At 64.8% G+C, this 19,181-nt stretch carries 19 protein-coding genes; 7 read left to right on the top strand and 12 right to left on the bottom strand.

Annotated elements, in window-relative coordinates; all coding sequences use genetic code 11:
• Window positions 1-27: 27 nt before the first annotated feature.
• From AC51GR_RS20335 to AC51GR_RS20320, 4 genes are all read right to left on the bottom strand, one after another.
• Entirely contained in the window at window positions 28-543 is a 516-nt protein-coding gene (locus tag AC51GR_RS20335) for an MTB12 C-terminal domain-containing protein (protein ID WP_496326455.1), read from the bottom strand.
• 249 nt (window positions 544-792) lie between these two features.
• Window positions 793-1,578, bottom strand: a complete 786-nt coding sequence (locus tag AC51GR_RS20330; protein ID WP_496326454.1) for an enoyl-CoA hydratase — start codon at window positions 1,576-1,578, stop codon at window positions 793-795.
• A 4-nt stretch (window positions 1,579-1,582) separates the two neighbouring features.
• Window positions 1,583-2,758 carry an acyl-CoA dehydrogenase family protein gene (locus tag AC51GR_RS20325; RefSeq protein WP_496326453.1) on the bottom strand — a complete coding sequence of 392 codons (1,176 nt, stop codon included), beginning with the start codon at window positions 2,756-2,758 and terminating at the stop codon, window positions 1,583-1,585.
• On the bottom strand, window positions 2,742-3,743 hold the full coding sequence (locus AC51GR_RS20320) for an acyl-CoA dehydrogenase family protein (RefSeq protein WP_496326452.1): 1,002 nt from the start codon (window positions 3,741-3,743) through the stop codon (window positions 2,742-2,744). Before AC51GR_RS20320 ends, AC51GR_RS20325 begins: the two co-directional genes overlap by 17 nt.
• A gap of 202 nt (window positions 3,744-3,945) precedes the next feature.
• Here AC51GR_RS20320 and AC51GR_RS20315 point away from each other — a divergent pair, with 202 nt between their 5' ends.
• Genes AC51GR_RS20315 through AC51GR_RS20305 form a run of 3 tightly spaced genes read left to right on the top strand, consistent with a single transcriptional unit; the run spans window position 3,946 to window position 6,583 of the window.
• Window positions 3,946-4,605: a TetR/AcrR family transcriptional regulator gene (locus tag AC51GR_RS20315; protein WP_496326451.1), complete on the top strand. Its 660-nt coding sequence runs from the start codon at window positions 3,946-3,948 to the stop codon at window positions 4,603-4,605.
• 43 nt (window positions 4,606-4,648) lie between these two features.
• Complete coding sequence (locus tag AC51GR_RS20310; RefSeq protein WP_496326450.1) at window positions 4,649-5,491, top strand: acyl-CoA thioesterase; 843 nt, start codon at window positions 4,649-4,651, stop codon at window positions 5,489-5,491.
• A gap of 48 nt (window positions 5,492-5,539) precedes the next feature.
• Complete coding sequence (locus tag AC51GR_RS20305) at window positions 5,540-6,583, top strand: NAD(P)H-dependent amine dehydrogenase family protein (protein ID WP_496326449.1); 1,044 nt, start codon at window positions 5,540-5,542, stop codon at window positions 6,581-6,583.
• Here AC51GR_RS20305 and meaB read toward each other — a convergent pair.
• The 3 genes from meaB to AC51GR_RS20290 are packed head-to-tail and all read right to left on the bottom strand — an operon-like array spanning window position 6,564 to window position 10,057.
• Window positions 6,564-7,451, bottom strand: a complete 888-nt coding sequence (gene meaB / locus AC51GR_RS20300) for a methylmalonyl Co-A mutase-associated GTPase MeaB (protein ID WP_496326448.1) — start codon at window positions 7,449-7,451, stop codon at window positions 6,564-6,566. The genes AC51GR_RS20305 and meaB overlap by 20 nt on opposite strands.
• A gap of 28 nt (window positions 7,452-7,479) precedes the next feature.
• Entirely contained in the window at window positions 7,480-8,619 is a 1,140-nt protein-coding gene (locus AC51GR_RS20295; protein WP_496326447.1) for a thiolase family protein, read from the bottom strand.
• Window positions 8,612-10,057, bottom strand: coding sequence for a class I adenylate-forming enzyme family protein (locus AC51GR_RS20290; protein ID WP_496326446.1), 1,446 nt, complete (start codon window positions 10,055-10,057; stop codon window positions 8,612-8,614). The genes AC51GR_RS20295 and AC51GR_RS20290 overlap by 8 nt, the downstream gene beginning before the upstream one ends.
• A gap of 52 nt (window positions 10,058-10,109) precedes the next feature.
• Between AC51GR_RS20290 and AC51GR_RS20285 the strand changes: the two genes are divergently transcribed.
• Both AC51GR_RS20285 and AC51GR_RS20280 read left to right on the top strand, forming a co-directional pair.
• Complete coding sequence (locus AC51GR_RS20285; RefSeq protein WP_496326445.1) at window positions 10,110-10,874, top strand: SDR family NAD(P)-dependent oxidoreductase; 765 nt, start codon at window positions 10,110-10,112, stop codon at window positions 10,872-10,874.
• Window positions 10,871-11,629, top strand: coding sequence for an SDR family NAD(P)-dependent oxidoreductase (locus tag AC51GR_RS20280; RefSeq protein WP_496326444.1), 759 nt, complete (start codon window positions 10,871-10,873; stop codon window positions 11,627-11,629). The genes AC51GR_RS20285 and AC51GR_RS20280 overlap by 4 nt, the downstream gene beginning before the upstream one ends.
• A gap of 83 nt (window positions 11,630-11,712) precedes the next feature.
• Here AC51GR_RS20280 and AC51GR_RS20275 read toward each other — a convergent pair whose 3' ends face one another.
• Window positions 11,713-12,492, bottom strand: a complete 780-nt coding sequence (locus tag AC51GR_RS20275) for an enoyl-CoA hydratase/isomerase family protein (RefSeq protein ID WP_496326443.1) — start codon at window positions 12,490-12,492, stop codon at window positions 11,713-11,715.
• A 79-nt stretch (window positions 12,493-12,571) separates the two neighbouring features.
• Between AC51GR_RS20275 and AC51GR_RS20270 the strand changes: the two genes are divergently transcribed.
• Entirely contained in the window at window positions 12,572-13,465 is an 894-nt protein-coding gene (locus AC51GR_RS20270; RefSeq protein WP_496326442.1) for a TIGR03619 family F420-dependent LLM class oxidoreductase, read from the top strand.
• 89 nt (window positions 13,466-13,554) lie between these two features.
• Here the strand turns inward: AC51GR_RS20270 and AC51GR_RS20265 are convergent, their stop codons facing one another.
• The 4 genes from AC51GR_RS20265 to AC51GR_RS20250 are packed head-to-tail and all read right to left on the bottom strand — an operon-like array spanning window position 13,555 to window position 17,722.
• Window positions 13,555-14,322, bottom strand: coding sequence for an enoyl-CoA hydratase/isomerase family protein (locus AC51GR_RS20265; protein ID WP_496326441.1), 768 nt, complete (start codon window positions 14,320-14,322; stop codon window positions 13,555-13,557).
• Between the two features lie 2 nt (window positions 14,323-14,324).
• Window positions 14,325-15,413 (bottom strand): acyl-CoA dehydrogenase family protein, encoded by a 1,089-nt coding sequence (locus tag AC51GR_RS20260; protein ID WP_496326440.1) that lies wholly within the window; start codon window positions 15,411-15,413, stop codon window positions 14,325-14,327.
• Window positions 15,400-16,305: an acyl-CoA dehydrogenase family protein gene (locus AC51GR_RS20255; RefSeq protein ID WP_496326439.1), complete on the bottom strand. Its 906-nt coding sequence runs from the start codon at window positions 16,303-16,305 to the stop codon at window positions 15,400-15,402. The genes AC51GR_RS20260 and AC51GR_RS20255 overlap by 14 nt, the downstream gene beginning before the upstream one ends.
• A complete protein-coding gene (locus AC51GR_RS20250) occupies window positions 16,283-17,722 on the bottom strand; it encodes a class I adenylate-forming enzyme family protein (RefSeq protein WP_496326438.1) in 1,440 nt (479 codons plus the stop codon). Before AC51GR_RS20250 ends, AC51GR_RS20255 begins: the two co-directional genes overlap by 23 nt.
• 161 nt (window positions 17,723-17,883) lie before the next feature.
• On the opposite strand from AC51GR_RS20250, the gene AC51GR_RS20245 reads away from it, so the two are divergent.
• The gene (locus tag AC51GR_RS20245) at window positions 17,884-18,903 is read left to right on the top strand and encodes a 2Fe-2S iron-sulfur cluster-binding protein (protein WP_496326437.1); all 1,020 of its coding nucleotides are present in this window, start codon (window positions 17,884-17,886) and stop codon (window positions 18,901-18,903) included.
• The last annotated feature ends 278 nt before the right edge of the window (window positions 18,904-19,181 follow it).

The raw sequence follows: 19,181 nt of genomic DNA, 5'->3' as shown, positions 1-19,181 counted from the left end.
CGGCCCTTCTCGTTTCAGCTATCCGGTCTAGCAGCCCGGGATTGCTTCTCCGGAGCCCTGCACGGCCAGGACGGTGCAGAAGGTGACGCCTGCAACGACCCAGTTGCCGTCGACCAGCACGGCCTCGCCACTCTGGCCCGGCAGCACGGGGTTGCCGTCCATGGTCAGATCCCAGGTGACAAGCGCCTTGTCCTCACCATCGAGGGTGACTTCCTGGACGACAGCTCCGGTGTTGGCGGCCTGGGGGTTTGCGACCATGCCCTGCAGCACCGGCCCGAAGACCGCGGCATTCTCGACGTACTTGGTGCGCTCTTCGATCGGCGCCTGGCCGTCGAAGAAGGTCTCGTAAGCGACGGTGATCGCCTCGGTGGTTGCCGGGTCGGCGGCGGCTGCGGCACTCGAGGTGGCAGCGGCAGAGGACGTGGTTGCGCTGGACGTCGACGAGCTGTCGTCGCTGTCATCGCTACAGCCGGCAACGAGGCCGACCAGAACAGCAGCGCAAGCGCCCGCCGTGAGAGCCCTACGGACGATCGAGTTACGCATGGCGTGAGTCCTTTCTCGTGGACAGAGGTTCCGGCCACTGAAATCAAAGCTGAAGTCTCCGGCCGATCAATGGGCACTTGCGATTTCGCATGTGCGACCACTCACCCGCTACGACGACTGAGACTGATAATTGCATTCTCGGAAGGATCGTACGACATTCTCGCAGGGCCCTGAAGGGATTCGAGGAAATCCGCAGAACAGTATTCCCAAGATCCTTTGACCACCACACCTGTCGTGACCGTAACGCTCTTAAGTGATCTTCGCCTTCATTTCGTCGAGGCGTGCCAGGACCGGATATCCGTTGACACTCAGCGCATTTCCGTGACCGGTCTGATGAATGTCGAACACGGACTGGATCGCCGCGTAGAAGCCCTGGACGTCCAGGGTCTGGTTGACCGCCCGCTTGGCCTGACGCAGCCCGAACGGCGGCATCGACGCGATGTGCCGAGCCAGTTTCGTCGTCTCGTCGTCGAGATCGGCGCGCGGCACCACCTTGTTGACCATGCCGACCTGCTCGGCCTCCACCGCGGTGACCGGGCGGCCGGTGAACAGGATCTCCTTGGCCTTACGCGGACCGAGTTCCCATGTGTGACCGTGATATTCGACCCCACCGATACCCATCAACACCACCGGGTCAGAGAACTGCGCATCATCGGCCGCGACGATCAGATCGCAGGGCCAGCACAGCAGCAGGCCACCGGAGATGCAACGTCCCTGAACCGCCGCGATCGACGGCTTGGGGATGTTGCGCCACCGCAGCGAGTACTCGAGGTAGCGGCGGCTCTCGTTCTGATAGATCAACTCCAGCGTGATCTTGTCCGGGACCGGGCCGCCGCCCTTGAGATCGTGGCCGGCCGAGAAATGCTTGCCCTCGGCACGCAATACGATGACAACGACCTCGGGGTCGTCGGCCGCGCGCATCCACGCCGCATCCAGTTCGTCCAGCAATGCGGCGTTCTGTGCGTTGGCTGCTTCCGGACGATTGAGCGTGATGGTTGCGATCTTGTCGGCAACCTCGTAGTCGATGTACGTCATGGTCTCATCCCCTCGGTAGTCCGAGCACACGCTCGGCAATGATGTTGCGTTGCACCTCAGATGTACCGCCGGCGATGGTCCCGGCAAAGCTCCGCGCGTACCGGTCGAACCAGCTTCCGCTGAAATCATCGTTGTTCAAGGGCATGTGGGGTGAGCTGACGGCCGGATGGATCAGGCCGTCGACCCCGGCGGCGTTCAGCGCGACCTCGGAGGCCGACTGAACCGCCTCGGAACCAAGCACTTTCAGCACCGACAATGCGGCCACATCCTCTTCACCGCGGGCCGTGCGGGCCAACGCTGCCGAACCGAGCAGACTCAGGGCCTTGGCGTCCATCAGAAGGGTGGCGTATCGGTCACGATCCAGGGCCGTGGCGGGCCGGAAGTCGCCGATGAGATCCTGTAGGCGATCGGCGAACCCCATCCAGAGCAGATTGCGCTCGTGGCCAAGCGATCCGGACGCCACACCCCAACCACCGTTGAGTGGCCCGATCAGGTTTTCCGCCGGCACCCGGACGTCATCGAAGAACACCTCGTTGAAGTCGGTGTCATCCGCCCGGCAGACCGACGCGAACGGACGTCGGGTGACCCCCGGCAGGTCGGTCGGTATCAGCAGAACACTGATCCCCTTGTGTTTCGGTACGTCCGGATCGGTCCGGACAAATGTCAGCAGTACGTCGGCGTGGTGAGCGCCGGAGGTCCAGATCTTCTGTCCGTTGACGACGAAGTGGTCACCGTCGCGGACGGCGCGGGTGCGCAGCGACGCCAGGTCGGATCCCGCGCCCGGTTCGCTCATCCCGAGCGCAGCGGTGATCTCGGCGCGCAGAATCCTTGCCGCCCAGTGGTTTTTTTGTTCCTCGGTACCGAACGACAGGATCGATGCCGCGATGATCCCGAGACCCTGCGGATTGAAACTGTGGTAGATCCGGCGGCGCGACAACTCCCGCAGGTGAACGTACTGCTGCAGGATCGTTGCGTTCCGGCCACCGAATTCCGGCGGGTTTCCGGGCAGCAACCAGCCATGATCGAACTGCACCCGCTGCCAGCGTCTGGCCCACTGCGGCATGTCCGCACTCGAATGTGAACGCTCGGTGGTCTCGGCCTCCGCCGGCACATGCTCATCGAGGAAGGCGATGAACTCCTGCCTGAACGCCTCCAACTCGGGATCAAATGTCAACTGCATGTCGCTCCTCGAAGATGCGGGCACGGTGCTGCGCAGCGCCACCGAGCAACAGTTCGCCGGACTTCGCCCGTTTGAGCGCGAACTGTAGGTCGTTCTCCCACGTGAATCCCATCGCGCCGAACAGTTGCAGGCCATGCCGGAAGACCAGGGACTGGCACTCACCGGCCGAGGCCTTCGCCATGGATGCCGCGACCACACAGGCCTTGTCGTCGCCGGCCGCGATGGTCTGTGCGGCGAAATAGGCAAGGGCGCGTGCTCGTTCGATGGCCACGTGCATGTCGGCGGCCTTGTGCTTGACCGCCTGGAACGAACCGATCGGGACACCGAACTGCTGTCGGGATGCGACGTGCTCGAGCACCATGTCCAGCACCCGCTGGCAGGCACCGACCGTCGTCAGCGCCAGGCCGGTCAACGCCACCGGCATCGCCAGGGACACATCGACATCGGCGCGATCCGCACCATCGGCCCGGACCCCGACGAACGAGACCTCGGCGATGTGCAGGACGGGGTCGAAGACCTCACTACGGGTGGCGAGGACCTGATCGCCCCGCACGACAAACGTTCCGGCCGGGGTGAGGACGGCGATCCGGTCGGCACGATCGCCGTCGAGGATGTGCTTGGCGGTGCCGTCGAGCACCCATCCGGCGCCCTCACGGCGAGCGTTGACCCCGCCGAAGACGGCCGCACCCGACCCGCCGTCGAGTTCGTATCCCGGTGCCAGTGGAGCGAACTGCGTCATCGTGGCCAGGTACGGGGTCGGGTCGGTGGCCCGGCCTAGTTCCTCGAGCACGATCGCCAGTTCGACGGCGTCGGCGCGGTCGGACAATTCCGTCCACCCGAGTTTGTTGTAGAGCTTCCACAGCGGTGCGGGATCGACCCCGCCATCGACGACACTCCGGATGAACGCGGGGGAACACTCTTTCGCGACCACGCCGCGGATGGTGTCGCGCCATAGACGTTGGTCCGAGTCGAACTCCAACAGCATGCCGGCAGGCCTCCTTCTCCGTCGTGTTTCCACGACATGATGAGAATATCATTCTCACATAGGGTTAGTATCGATCTCGAAAGTGTTGGTGACTTGCATCCCGAACGGACTTTTCCGGGCTCAGGTCCGGTAGAGTGCCAGCCATGTTCTCCACACTTCGCCGCGGACCAGCGTCCGACAAAGGCCCAGGAGCGATCAGGTCGTGACCAGTCCCAGCGAAGAGCCGGCATGGAAGCAGCGCGCGGTCGAGCGTTCGATCAAGACCGCCAAGCTGCGCGCCGAGCAACGCGTCCAGAAGTTCCTCGATGCCGCGCAAGCGATCATCACCGAAAAAGGCACAACCGAGTTCACCGTCCAGGAAGTGGTCGACCGGTCGCGTCAGTCGCTGCGGAGTTTCTATCTCCAGTTCGACGGCAAACATGAACTCTTGCTCGCCCTGTTCGAAGACGCTCTGGGCCGGTCCGCCGATCAGATCCGGGCCGCCGCCGCCGGGCAGACCGATCCCCTGGCCCGCTTACAAGTCGCTGTTCAGCTGCTCTTTGAGCTCTGCAGGCCCGATCCCAACGCCAAGCGGCCGCTGTTCAACGACTTCGCGCCGCAACTGCTGCTGACGCACCCCGCCGAGGTCAAGATCGCCCACGCACCCCTGCTCGCCCTGTTCACCGAGTTGATGGAACTCGCTCACGAGGCCGGCGAGCTGCGTCCCGACGCCCATCCCAAGCGGACGGCCGCGATGACGATGCAAACCGTCATGTTCATCGCGCAGTCGAGCGGCGCCACCGACGACACCACGGTCCAGCCGATCACCTCTGACGAGGTCTGGCAGTTCTGCGCCAAGGGATTTTCCGCTTCCGAAAAGTGAGAATGCTGTTCTCCTGCTGAAGAATTCTGCTTACAATCGGTAAATGGCCGATATGTGGAGTGACCTTCTCAGCTGTCTCGAAGTACGGCAGTTGACCCCTGACAACAGTTCCGATACCCCGCAACCGGGCCCCGGGACGACTGCCGCGGTATTCGAGGGGCAGAACCAGAATCTCGAATATCACCGCCTTTTCGGCGGTCAGCTCCTCGGCCAGTTCATCGCGGCCGCACTGGCGACGTCGCCGGGCAAGACGATCAAATCGATCCACTCCGTCTTCAGCAAAGAGGGCCAGGCGGACGAGCCCGTCACCTACGACGTGGTGCGCCAGCAAGAGGGACGCACGTTCGCCAGCCTCCTGATCACCGCACATCAGTCGCGCGGCGTGATTGCGTCGGCCGCCGTGTCGATGCACGTGTCAGAAGACGGCCCGGAGCTCCAGGAGATCGGTGCACCCTCACCCCTGCTGTCCGCGGACCACGACGTCGACTTCAACCTCATCCCGTGGGAGACCCGGACCGCAGGTGACCTGAACTCCACCGGTGTCTCGGCGCCCGAGTTCGAGTTCTGGATGCGTACCCCCGCCGTGGACCCGGCGCTCGCACCCGCACTGGCCGCGTACGCCACCGACCTGACACTGATCGGCACCGCGCTGCTCCCCCTGGAGGGCTACAGCCAGATCGGCAACGGCACCGCGTTCCATTCCGCGGTCACCTCGCACACCATCTGGTTCCACCGGCCGTTCCGCACCGACGAGTGGCTGTTGCTGCGTCAGCACAGCCCGCTGGTCGCACATTCCCGTACGTTCGGTCGCGGTGACATCCTCACCGAAAGCGGAGCGCTCGTTGCCTCGTTTGCGCAAGAAGCCATGGTCCGCATCAAGTCCTGACCACTTCCGTTCGAAACACCTGGATTCACAACAGATCTGAGGGCACACATGGCGATCAATGCTGCACCGAACCGCGTTGTCCAGTGGGCAACCGGCAACATCGGCACCAAAGCACTACGAGGGATCATCGAACACCCGGCACTGTCCTTGGCCGGTGTCCATGTTCACAGCGACGACAAGGTCGGCCGGGACGCAGGTGAACTCGCAGGTCTGGACCCGACCGGGGTCACCGCGACCAATGACATCACCGACGTGATCGCGCTTGCACCGGACTGCGTGCTGTACATGCCGGCTGCACTCGACGCCGACGAGGTGTGCAAGCTACTTGCCGCAGGTATCAACATCGTCACCACCCGTGGCGAGTTCCACCATCCGGCGACCATGGATCCGCAACTGCGGGCAGCGGTGGAGGAAGCCTGCCGCGCAGGCAACGCCTCCATCCACAGCACGGGTAGCAGTCCCGGATTCAGCACCGAGGCCATACCCCTGGCGGTGACGTCCATCCAGCGGCGTCTCGACAAACTCACCATCGACGAATACGCCGATCTGACGTCACGCAATTCGCCGGAGATGCTCTTCGGGATCATGGGCTTTGGACAAGAACCCGCTGAGTTCAACGACGCTCGACTCGAACACGCACGGACCAGCTTCGGGCCCTCGATGCGACAGACCGCCGAGGCGCTGGGTCTGACCCTCGACTCGATCGAGGCGGGCGGCGAAATCGGCTTGGCCACCAAGGACATCGAGATCGCTGCCGGCACGATCAAAAAGGGAACCGTGGCGGCTCAACGGATCAGCGCGGTCGGCCTGCGCGATGGTGAGCCCCTCATCGTGTTCCGGGCCAACTGGTACTGCTCGGTCGACTTCGACCAGGACTGGGATCTGTTGGCCACCGGCTGGCGGATAACCGTCGAGGGCGACGCACCGCTCGTGATGGACATCAAGTTCACCGTCGGGTCCGAAGACATGGCCGCAACCACTCCGGGATACACCGCCAACCGGGCGGTCAATGCGGTCCCCTACGTCTGCGCGGCCCCCGCCGGTATCCGTACCACCGCCGATCTACCCCAGATCATTGCGAGATTGGGCTGACCCCTGCGGGCGCGGCGATCAATTGTTCGGCCGCGCCGTAGGGGTCGGTTCGGCCCGCGGCCACCGCTTCGGCCAGCGGTCCCAGATCCGGATGCATCTGCAGCAGCGTTTGGGCCAGTGACAGGATCTGCACCCGGGCCCGTGCGGACTTCCGGTCGGCGTTGTCATCACGGTGATGTGCGTCGATGACGTCCACCAGCTCATCGATCCCCTCGCCACGCACGGCGATGAGTTTGAGGATCGGGACACCGGATTCGGCCCGCAGGTCACGGACGGTCTGGTCGGCACCGTCGCGGTCTGCCTTGTTCACCACCAGCACGTCGGCGACTTCCAACAGACCTGCCTTGGCAGCCTGAATGGCATCTCCGGCACCGGGATTGAGAACCACGACGGTCGGGTCGGCGATGGCTGCCACCTCGACCTCGGACTGTCCGACCCCAACCGTCTCGAGGACGATCAGGTCGTAGGAGATCGCACCCAGGAGCCTGATCGCCGCCGGGACGGCAGCCGACAATCCGCCCAGATGGCCACGGGTGGCCATGGAACGGATCAGGACGCCGGTGTCGTTGATGTGCGCGGCCATCCGGATGCGATCGCCGAGCAGCGCACCACCGGAATACGGCGACGACGGGTCGACCGCGAGCACCGCAACCTTCAGACCACGCTGCCGATAGGCGGTCACCAGGGCTGCCACGGTGGTCGACTTCCCGGCGCCGGGTGGGCCCGTCAGACCGACAACACGCGGCTTTGCCGACCCGATCACCGCCAGTACCTCATCGCGGCGCGGACCCTCGACCAGAGTGAGCAACTTGCCGGTCGCCCGCTCCGATCCGGCCCGCGCCGCAACGATCAGTTCATCAATTGTCATGCGTGACAGTGACTGTGAGCCCTCGAGCTCACGCGTGGACCTCGACCACAACAGCAGATCCCATACCGCCACCGGCACACATGGCCGCCACACCGATTCCGCCACCGCGGCGACGCAGGTCGTGGATGAGGGTGGTCAGCATGCGGGCACCACTGGCGGCCACGGGGTGACCCAGCGAGCAACCACTGCCGCTGGTGTTGACCAGGTCGGGGTTGAGGTCGAGCAACTTGATGGTCGCGACACACATCGCCGCAAACGCCTCGTTGATCTCGAACAGATCGACGTCTCCGACCTTCAGTCCTGCTCGCGCAAGCGCTTTGGGGATCGCCTGGACGGGGGCCAGACCGGTGAACGCCGGATCGATACCCACCGAGGCCCAGGAACGGACCGTCGCCAACGCCGGCAATCCGAGGTCGCTGCTGGCGACCGTCAGGAGCGCAGCCGCGTCGTTGGCACCACTGGAGTTGCCCGCCGTGATCGAAAATCCCTCGATCTCGGGGTGCAGAACTTTCAGGGAGGCCAGCTTTTCCAGGCTGGTGGCGCGGCGCGGGTGCTCATCGACCGAGAAGAGTCCGTGGACCGTCTTGATCGGCACGACCTCGTCATCGAAACGGCCCTCGTCGATCGCGGCGATGGCATTCATGTGTGAACGGTATGCCCAGGCATCCATCTCTTCGCGGGTGACGCCGGCCTTCTGCGCAGCGTTCCAGCCGACGGTGATCGACATATCGCGGTTCGGGGCGTCGGGACGGTCGGGGTGGGTCGGCGACATCCACGGTTCGATCCAGTCCTCCCCCACCCGGAACTTCGATTTCGGTGAGGTCGAGGCGGAGTTCACGCCACCGGCCAGGATCAGCTGATCCATACCGGACTTGATGCTTCCGGCTGCGGTGGTCACGGCCGACAGGCTGGCCGCGCAGTGCCGGTTGACCGCCAGGCCGGGAACCTCGGTCAGGCCGGCGGTGATCGCTGCGTGGCGGGCGATGACGCCACCGCCGTAGAGCCCCTCGGCCAGGACCACATCGTCGATCAGTTCCGGGTCCAGGGTGCTGACCGCAGCGTTGACCACGTGGTCGGCGAGATCGTAGGCGTCGGTATCGCGCAGACTTCCCTTGACAGCGGTGCCGATCGGGGTGCGCAACGCCGATACGATGACGGCTTCAGGCATTGTTGTTCTCCAGTTCTGCCACAAGGTTGCGGCGCAATAACTTTCCGGTCTCGGTACGTGGGAGCTCACTCTGGAACACGATCACGTCCGGGGTCTTGGACGAGCGGAGACGATCCCGGACGAACTGCCTGATCTCGTCGGCGTCACCGGTGCCGACGACAACGGCAACGAGGCGCTGCCCCCATTCGGGATCGGGCACACCGATGACTGCGGCCTCGCTGATGCCGGGATGATCGTGCAGGACGTCCTCGATCTCGGCGGGGGCGATGTTCTCACCGCCCCGGATGATCGTGTCGTCCGAGCGTCCCTCGATGAACAGGTAGCCACCCGAATCGAGATGGCCGAGGTCGCGGGTGGCGAACCAGCCCTCGTCGTCGAGCACACTCTTGCCGCCGTACTCACCCGAGATCTGTTCACCGCGAACGAACACCAACCCGGTCTGACCGTCAGGTGTCGGGTTCCCCTCTTCGTCGCGGATCGCGATCTCGATTCCCGGCAATGGCTGCCCGACGGAGCCCAGACGATCCCGTACCTCGGGATCTGTTGAGGCGAAAGCGATTCGGTGGTCGTCCGGTCCGAGGACCGCGATCGACGAGGCGGTCTCGGTCAAGCCGTAGGCGTTGACGAAGTTGGTGTCCGGGAACAGCGCGAGCGCACGCTCGATCACCGGACGGGGCGTACGCGCACCCCCGTAGGCCAGGCTCTTCAGGAACGGTTGGCCCGCATCCGCCTCGGTGGTCGCATCGACGATGCGGGCCAGCATGGTGGGCACGACCATTGCGTGGGTGACCTTTTCGCGCCGCACCGTCTCGATCCACGCCCGCGGCTCGAAGGCGTCGATGTACACGATCCGCCGACCGCTGTAGAGATTCGACAGCAGATTGGTCAGACCCGCGATGTGGTACGGCGGCACCGCGACCACAGTCGCATCTTCCGGTGAGGCAGAGGAGAATTCGATCGTGTTGAGCACGTAGGCCAACAGGTGCCGGTGGCGCAGGATCGCCGCCTTCGGCGCGGCGGTGGTTCCACTGGTGTAGATGATCACCGCGACGGCATCTCCGTCGTAGTGCGCAGCAGGCCGGTCGGCATCGTCCATGGGGACGCTGCTCTCGAGGGAGTCGATCCAGGAATCGAGGTCGTCCTGGTCGAGCACCAGCGCACCCGGGTGTCGCTCGTGGAGAGCGGTCAACTGCGCCTGTCCGAGCCGGTAGTTGAGCGGCACGAACGGAACACCGGCCATCGCGGCGCCGAACAGGGCAACCGGATACGCCAAGTGGTTGATCCCGGAGTACAGAACCGCCGGGTACTCGGTGAATCTCGTCGCCGCCCGGCGTGCGAGGTCCAACATCTGTCCGGCGGTGCTGGTTCGGCCACCGGCTGTCACGACGGCTCGATCGTCCGCCGACGCTGCCATTTCCAAGATCATCGTGATATTCATGAGAACATGATTCTCTCAGACTGAGATCGTCAATTGCAAGAAGGGAAACCCCATGGAAATCAGTGGCAGTTCCGCCATCGTCGTCGGAGGCACCGGTGGACTCGGTGAGGCGACCGTGCGTCGTCTGCACGCCGCAGGCGCAAAGGTTGTGGTGGCCGACGTGGCCGACGACAAGGGCAAAGCACTCGAGAGCGAGCTCGGTGTCCGCTACGTACGCACCGACGCCAGCGATGAGGCCTCGGTCAATGCGGCCATCGCCGAAGCCGAGGCCCTGGGCCCGCTGCGCGTCTCCGTGGACTGCCACGGTGGTCCCGCCGGCGGCGGCCGACTGGTCGGCAAAGACGGCAGCCCGATGGAGCTCGAGGCCTTCACCAAGACGATCAGCTCGTACCTGACCTGGACCTTCAACGTGACCCGCCTCGCCGCGGCCGCGATCGCCCGGCAGGAGCCGCTCGACGAGGGCACCCGTGGCGTCATCATCAACACCGCCTCGATCGCCGGTTATGAGGGTCAGATCGGCCAGCTCCCCTACGCAGCCGCCAAGGGTGGCGTGATCGGCATGACGCTGGTCGCCGCGCGCGACCTCTCGCCCCTCGGCATCCGCGTGATGGCCATCGCCCCCGGCACCATCAACACCCCCGCGTACGGCAAGGCCGCCGACCAGCTGGAGGCCTACTGGGGCCCGCAGGTTCCCCACCCCAAGCGCATGGGCCGTTCCACCGAGTACGCCGCACTCGTCGCCGCGATCGTCGAGAACGACTATCTCAACGGTGACGTCATCCGCCTCGACGGCGCACTGCGGTTCCCGCCGAAGTGACCGACGGAAGGCCGCTTGACGGAAAGGTCGCATTCGTCGCCGGCGCCAGCCGGGGCATCGGTGCGGCCATCGCGGTGGCGCTCGCGGATGCGGGCGCCTCCGTGGCCGTCGCGGCGCGATCTGAGGCAGAGGGTCGGGTCCCGGGCACCATCCACTCCGTCGCCGAGCGGATCACCGCCGCGGGTGGCCGGGCGATCCCGGTGCCCTGTGATGTCACCTCCGAGGCATCGATCGGAACAGCGGTCGAGAAGACCGTCGCCGAGTTCGGTGGCATCGACATCCTGGTCGCCAACGCGGGCGTACTCTGGCTCGGCCCGATCGAGAAGACACCGCTCAAACGGTGGCAGTTGTGTCTCGACGTCAACCTGACGGGTGTCTTCCTGATGACCCAGGCCGTCATCCCGCACCTGCGGGCGCGGGGCGGTGGATCACTGATCGCCGTCACGACGACCGGTGTCGACATGATCGATCGCGGCTCGAACGCGTATTGGGTGTCGAAGGCCGCGGTGGAACGGCTCTACCTCGGGCTCGCGTCCGACCTGAAGACCGACAACATCGCGGTCAACTGCCTGAGCCCGTCGCGGGTGGTGCTCACCGAAGGGTGGGCCGCCGCCGGTGGCGGACAGAAGATCCCACCGGAGGCGATCGAGCCCCCGGAGACCATGGGTCAGGCGGCACTGCTGCTCGCGCAGCAGGATTCGACCGGGATCACCGGGACGATCCAGCGCTCGGAAACGCTGATCCCCCGGTCCTGACACACAGAAATTCGCGCCACTTGCCGCGATTCGCGCCTGTTGCAACGGGCGCGAATAACGGTAAGTGGCGCGAATTTTGCTTGCTACTCGGGGATGTCGGACGGGATCCAGCTCGGGGCGCGCTTCTCCATGAAGGCGCGCATACCTTCTCGGGGTTCCGGTGACGTTTCCAGCGCCCCGAACATCGTCTGGTAGTCGATGAGGCCGTAACGCTCGTTGAGCATGCGCTTGACCTGAGCCCGCGCCTCGGGAGCGGTCTGCAGGATCTCCCGCGCCGCGGTCAACGCCGCCGCCCGGAGGTCTTCGTGTGGCACGACCCGCGAGATCACGCCGAGGCGCAGGGCTTCCGCCGCGTCGAACTTGCGGGCGGAGAGGATGAGATCGCGCGCTGCCGCCAGGCCCACATGCGCGGGAAGTGCTGCGGCGTAAGTGGCATCGGGGATGCCGCGCAACAACTCGGGCACCCGGAACGTCGCCCGCTCGCTGGCCACCGCGATGTCGGACATCATGGCCACCAGCAGTCCGCCGGCCTGGCAGATGCCGTTGACCGCGGAGATGACCGGCGCGCGGCTGTCCCGAATAGTCAAGAACGGCAGCACATCATGGCCGATGCCGTCGGGAAGGTTGTCGCCCGGTTCGGCCCGGCCGCCGAGATCACCACCGGGCGCGAACACATCACCGGTACCGGTGATGATGAGTGCAGCCAGGTCGGGATCCGAATTGACCAGACGTACAGCTCGTTTCAATCCGTAGTACATCGCAGGGGTGAACGCGTTGCGCGCCGCCGGACGGTCGATCGTGCACCACCCGATCGGTCCCTCGCGTTTGAATTTCAGGCCACCGGCTCCCAGATCATCAGTCATGGGTGCAGACTATCCGATTTAACACAATTGAGAATTCGATTGTGCGACATTGGGAATCATCCTCGCATAGCCTGTCAGCATGAAATTCTGGTGCGGCACTGCATTCATGAACACAATCGAAATGCCGTCGGTGGCAAAGATGATGGACGAGGCCGGATATCACGGCATGCTCGTCTCCGACCATCTGGTCTATCCACGGAACCCCAAGACCCCATATCCGGCCACGCCGGACGGCAAACCGTTCTGGCACCCGGAAACAGAATGGCCCGACCCCTGGGTCCTCACCGGCGCAATGGCTGCGGTGACCACCAATCTCCACTTCGGCAACAACGTCTACATCGCACCCGCGCGTCCCATCATCGATGTGGCCAAAGTTGTCGGGACCGCTGCCGCGATCGCCGGCGGCCGCGTCTCGATCGGCCTCTCCGCCGGCTGGAATCGTGAGGAGTTCGAGCTCCTCGGACAGGATTTCGACAATCGCGGGCCGCGCCTGAACGAGATGATCGAAGCATTGCGCGTGCTGTGGAAAGGCGGCTGGGTCTCCTGGAAAGGTGAGTACTACGACATCCCGGAGATGATGATCGAGCCCCATCCCCCGGAGCCCGTCCCCATCCTGTGCGGTGGTGAGTCCGGCCCGGCCCTACGTCGCGCCGCGCGGCACTGTGACGGGTGGGTGGGCACCGCGTACACACTCGAAGATGCCAAGCCGTGGATCGAACGCATCAACGGTTTGCGTCGTGAGTACGGTCGCGAGAACGAACCCTTCGAGATCATCATCGGGTTGCGCGAGGAGCCATCACTCGACATCTACAAACAGGCCGAAGATCTGGGGATCGGCGCAATCATGGTGAACCCCTGGGCCAATTGGGAGCGTACGCATTCGGGTGACCACGACGATCTGCGCGCACCTGCCGAGCAGTACCGCGCCCCGTTGGAAGCGTTCGCCGAGAAGTACGTCTCCAAACTCGCCTGATAACGCCGTCCCCAAACGAGCCACCTATACGAAGACGAGCCACAAATTTGTGGCTCGTCTTCGTATTTCCGGCTCGTTTGGGGTTGGGGCTAGCTCTTCTTGGCGGTCAGTCGGGCGATGTTCGCCTGGAAATCGTCGGTGGTGAACGACTGATGCTCGGCGCTCATCGCGAAGTCGAGGGTCGCCAGCACTGCCCGCTCGAGGTGCAGGTTGAGTAGCCGCTTGGTGGCTTCCACGGCCTGCTGCGGTTGCTCGGAGATCCGCTTCGCGCAGGCCAGGGCCTCGGTGAGCGGGTCGGCGACAACATGATTCGCCAATCCCATCTCACGGGCCCGTTCCGCGGTGATGCGGGCACCGGTGATCGCGTATTCCTTGGCCAGCAGAAGACTGGTGTGGAGCGGCCAGGTGACCGGTCCACCGTCGGCGGCAACCAGCCCGACCTGCACGTGCGGGTCCGCCAGGTATGCGTTCTCGCCGATGTAGACCATGTCGCTGAGCGAGACGAGGCTACAGCCCAGTCCGACCGCGGGACCGTTGACCGCCGAGACCACCGGCACCCGGCAGCGAGCCATGCCGAGCACGATCTCCCGTCCGTCGGCGATGGTCTGTGCACGCAGTTCGTCGTCCTTGGCCAGCTCGGCGAGATATGCGAAATCGCCGCCGGCGGAGAAAGCCTTGCCGGCTCCGGTCAGGACCGCGGCGCGGGCTCCGCGGTCGGCGCTCAGCTGCGGCCACAACCGCGCAAGGCCCACGTGCAGCTCATGATTCACGGCATTGAGCGCGTCCGGCCGGTTCAGCGTGATGATGCGCAGGGACCCGTCGGCCTGGACGTCGATCTCGTCGGGCATGTCATACATGGTCAAACTCCCAATCCTAGGATTCGCGATGCGATGATGTTCTTCTGAATCTGTGACGTTCCACCCATGACGCTCTGCGCCCGGCTGTAGAGGTAGGCACCGAGCAGTTCCGGGTCCGAGGTCCCGACCACGTCGAGGGCAGCGTGGCCCACGGCCTGTTCGACCCACGTCATCAGCAACTTGTCGAGCGAGCCTTCAGAGCTGTGCTGGACGCCGTCGAGCTGTTCCGAGAGCCGGCGCCGCACGTGTAGGCGAAGCATCTCGGTTTCGATTGCCGCCCAGACGAGGTCGGCCGACGGCTTGCCTTCGGACTTCTTCGCGATCTGGTTGACCGTCTTGCTGTATCGGGCGGCGAAGCCCAGCGTCGACGGCTCCCGCTCGTGCCCGACCACGGTCATCGCCAGCTTCCAGCCGTCTCCGGGTGCGCCGACCATGTTCTCCGCCGGAACGCGGGCACCGTCGAAGAGGACCTGCCCGAACTCGGTGGTGACACCGCTGATCATCTTCAGCGGTCGCTGTTCGATGCCCGGCTGGTTCATCGGCACGATGAAACCCGAGATGCCCTTGTGCCGTGGCACATTCTTGTCGGTCCGGGCCAGGAGCAGGCACCAATCAGCGTTGTCGGAGTAGCTGGTCCAGATCTTGTGACCGTGGATGACGTACTCGTCGCCGTCGAGGGTGGCCGTGGTGGTGAGCGACGCGAGGTCCGATCCGGCACCGGGCTCCGAGAAGCCCTGGCACCAGCGCTGCGTGCCGTTGATCATGCCGGGTACAAAGCGCTTTCGGATCTCTTCGCTGCCGTGGTGGCCCAGGCCGAAGACCAGGTAGCCCAGGCTCGGCCGGGCGGGGAACGCGGCGCGCGCCAGTTCTTCGTCGAGGATGACGTCGTAGACAGCGGGCAACCCCTGTCCGCCATACTCTTCCGGCCAGCTCAGCCCGAAGAACCCGGCCTCGTACAGAGCCCGGTGCCATTCGCCCATGCGCGAGAAGTACTCGTCACCGGAGGTCGCGAACGTACCCTTGCGCTCCTCCAGCCAGGCCCGCAGCCGCTGCCGGAACGCGGCTTCTTCTGTGGTGTCACGAAAGTCCAATTTGGATCTCCTCCAGGCTCACTGGGAACAATTCGGTGGATGTCAGGGCCCGGCGCAGATAGAGGTGCACCACGCACTCCCAGGTATTGCCGATGCCACCATGTACCTGTATCGAGGTCTCACAGACCGTCCGCGCCGTGCGCGCACAGTAGAGCTTCGCGATGCGCGCAGCCTGTAGCGCTTCGTCGGTCGGCAGTTCATCGACGGCCCAGGCCGCATGCCGCAGCACACTGATCGAGCCCTCGATCAATGCCAGACCTTCGGCCAGCAGGTGCGCAACCGCCTGGTACGAACCGATTGTCGCGCCATACTGCTCGCGCAGTTTGGCGTAGTCGACAGCGGTGGCGTGTGCTCCACGTGCCGTACCGACCAGGTCCGCGGTCGTGGCGACCAGGGCCAGCGCCAGGTTGCGCTCGGCCTGCTCCGATGTCAGGTCGCCGACCGCAGCCGGTTCACCTGCGACGTCAGCGCGGAGCCTGGTCAGGTCCACTGCCTCATGCGACGGTCCCAGATCGATTGTGCTGACCTGGTTCCCGCGCAGGACCGTCCCGCGGTCGAAGCCACGTGCATCGATCGCCTCATCACCGACAACAGCGGTGAACCGATGAGGTCCCTCCACCAGGTGACGCAGCACGTCGTCGGCGAGGACGGGACCCAGGAACGGGACGTCGACCAGACCGCGACCGAACTCCTCGGCGACGATTGCAACCTCTACCGCCGAGGCGCCGTCGGAGCGCAGATCACGCCACCCGGTACTGTCGACCACTTTCTCCAGCCGCGCGATGCGGCTCGCGTCATCGAGATCGGAGACCGCGGACGGTCCCAGATCATCGGCCAATTTTGAAGCGGCATCGCGCAATTGCCGCTGCTCACTCGTCAGACGAACGTCCATAGCGCTCCTTCAGCACTCTGCGCAGCACCTTGCCGGATGGCAGGCGCGGGATATCAGATACGAATACGACCTCGCGGGGTCGCTTGTAGGTCGCCAGCCGCTGACCGATCAGATCGATGAGTTCGCCGGCCAACTCGGAGAGTTCATCGGTGCCGACGGATTCATGGACGGCCACCGCCGCGACGATCGCCTCGCCGGTGACCGCATCGGGGACTCCGAAAACGGCACAATCCGCGACCGCCGGATGACCGTGCAGTACCGCCTCGACCTCGGCGGGAGCCACCTGGAAACCCTTGACCTTGATCATTTCTCTCGATCGATCGGTCAACCGCGTCCAGCCGTCGGCGTCGATTGTGCCGATGTCGCCGGTTCGATACCAGCCGTCGCAGAACGCCTCGGCGTTGGCATCGTCAGGAAGATATCCGGCCATCACCGATTCGGATCGAGCCTGGATCTCCCCGACCTCACCGGGACCGAGGATCTTTCCCGTCTCGATCGACATCACCCGGAGCGTGACACCGGCCGGCGCCCGGCCGACGCTGTCCAGGCGCGCACCGTCGATCGGATTGCAGGTGATGACCGGAAGTTCACTGGCCCCGTAGGCCGGGACCCACGGCACACCGGTTCGGTCCGTGACCTCCTGCGCGACGCTGGGGGTCACCGGGGTCGCGCCCCACATGATGTAGCGGAGCGACGACAGATCGTACTTCTCGAGATCCGGATTCGAGGCGAGCGCCAAGGCGATCGGCGCGACCGCCATCTCGATGGTGATCCGATCGCTCTCGATGTGACGCAGCATCAGACCCAGGTCGAAGCGGCGATGCAAGCGCACCCAGGCGCCGGTGTCGAGGGCGGTGATGACGTTGAGGATGCCCAGGATGTGTGAGGGCGGGGTGAGTATCTGTAGGCGGTCCGTCGCGGTCAGCTCCAGCGAATCCCGCCAGTGCCGGACAGCGGCGCCGAAGGACGCGTGCGTGTGGCGGACGGCTTTGGGCATCCCGGTGGTCCCCGAACTGAACACCAGCACGGCGTCGGTGTCGGGATCCACCTCCGGCCGGACGCCCTCGCCGGAACCGGCTTCGGCGGGTTCGATCGGCTCATCGAGGTCCAGCATCGACATCAGGCCTGCCAGAACCGGGTTGTCACCGACCGCATGCGAGGCCCTGGTGATCGCCAGCGCATGCTCGACCTCGGCACGCTTGTAGGCCGGGCTGATCAGCACGACAGCGGCTCCGACCTGCCAGATCGCCCGCACCGCAACCACGAACTCGGGGCGGTTAGAGGACAGGAGCGCAACACGCTGTCCAGGCTCCACACCGCGGTCGACGAGGGTGGCGGCCAGCCCAGCCGTCATCGCATCGAGCTGCGGCAGCGTGTAGCTGCGCCCCTCGAATGCAAGGGCGACGGCCCCGTCCATGTCCACGTCCTAACCGAGGATCGACCGGCAGGCATACGCCGGTCCACCTTCTTCGAATCAACTTGAGAGGATCCTAGCTCACTGGCGAGAATACTATTCTCATCTAGTAGAATCTACGTATCAATCTGGGTACGCTCGACACAACACGAAGGAGGTGGCTCATGGCGAGGCCCCCGTTATTCCAGCGCGCAACCGTGACGAGGATCGTCAAGGAGACCGCTGACGCCCGCACATACGTACTCGCACCACACGAGGCGCCGATCACGTACCGGGCCGGTCAGTTCATCACCTTCAAGATGCACCTCGATGGTGAAGAGGTGTTCCGTTCGTACTCGATGTCCAGCGCCCCCGAGACCGATTCCGAGCTGATGACCACGATCAAGCGGGTCCCCGGTGGCAGGGTCTCGAATTGGATGCACGACAACATCAGCGAAGGCGACGAGGTCGAGATCACCAGGGCCGCAGGTCTGTTCTGCCTGAGTGACACGACCGCTCCCCTACTCGGATTCGCCGGCGGTAGCGGCATCACGCCGATCCTGTCGCTGACCAAGAGCGCCCTGGCGACCACCAACCGCCGTGTTCGACTCCTCTGCGCCGACCGGGATCCCGAATCGGCGATCTTCCACGCCGCCATCGACGAACTGGTTGCCCAGTACCCCGACCGCCTGTCCGTGGTGCGCAGTTTCGATGTCGAACACGGATTTCTCGACGCTGCAAAGGTTCTCGAGTTCGTCGGCGAGGACACCGACGCGGACAGCTACCTGTGCGGCCCCGACCCCTTCATGGCGGTCGTCAAATCCGCACTGCCCGGGCCCGGCCGGATCATCGCCGAAGAATTCGGCGCGGCGGCCCAGACCGTCCCCGAAGCCGAGCCCGAAGTCGAAATGGCGACCGCCCCCGTCGAGCTCGGCACCGCGTTCATCCAGCTCGGCCGCAAGAAGGTCGAGATCGCCCGCAAGGCCGGCGAGACCATCCTCGAAAGTGCCCGCCGCGCCGGCCTTTCCCCGCCGTTCTCATGCGAGTCCGGGAACTGCGCCACCTGCATCGGCGAGGTCCTCGAAGGCAGCGCGACCATGCGCGCCAACAACGCACTCGACGACGACGAGGTCGCCGACGGATTTGTACTGACATGTCAGGCCGTGCCGGATACACCGACGATCAAAGTGCGGTACGAGGACTAGGCCTCCCCCTCCCGATGCCGGTAGGGCTGACGCACTCTGCGTCAGCCCTACCGGCATTGCCTTTTTCGCGGCCACAGGCACTGAGAATGGTTGGTACAAGCAAGTTTTCGCCACGCAGAGCCTTCAAGCCCACACGGTGACAGCACGGCCGGCAGCGGGTTTCGGCGCCGGGCCGGGCGGGCGCCACCTCCACTGATCGTCAAGTGCATTTCAGCACAGCAAATGTACGGCCATACCTTGCCCTCACTGTCCGACTTCCGCTAGGGTTTGGATCACAG

It is taken from the genome of Williamsia sp. z71, from assembly GCF_059553375.1.
This window is presented reverse-complemented; position numbering and strand designations above follow the sequence as displayed.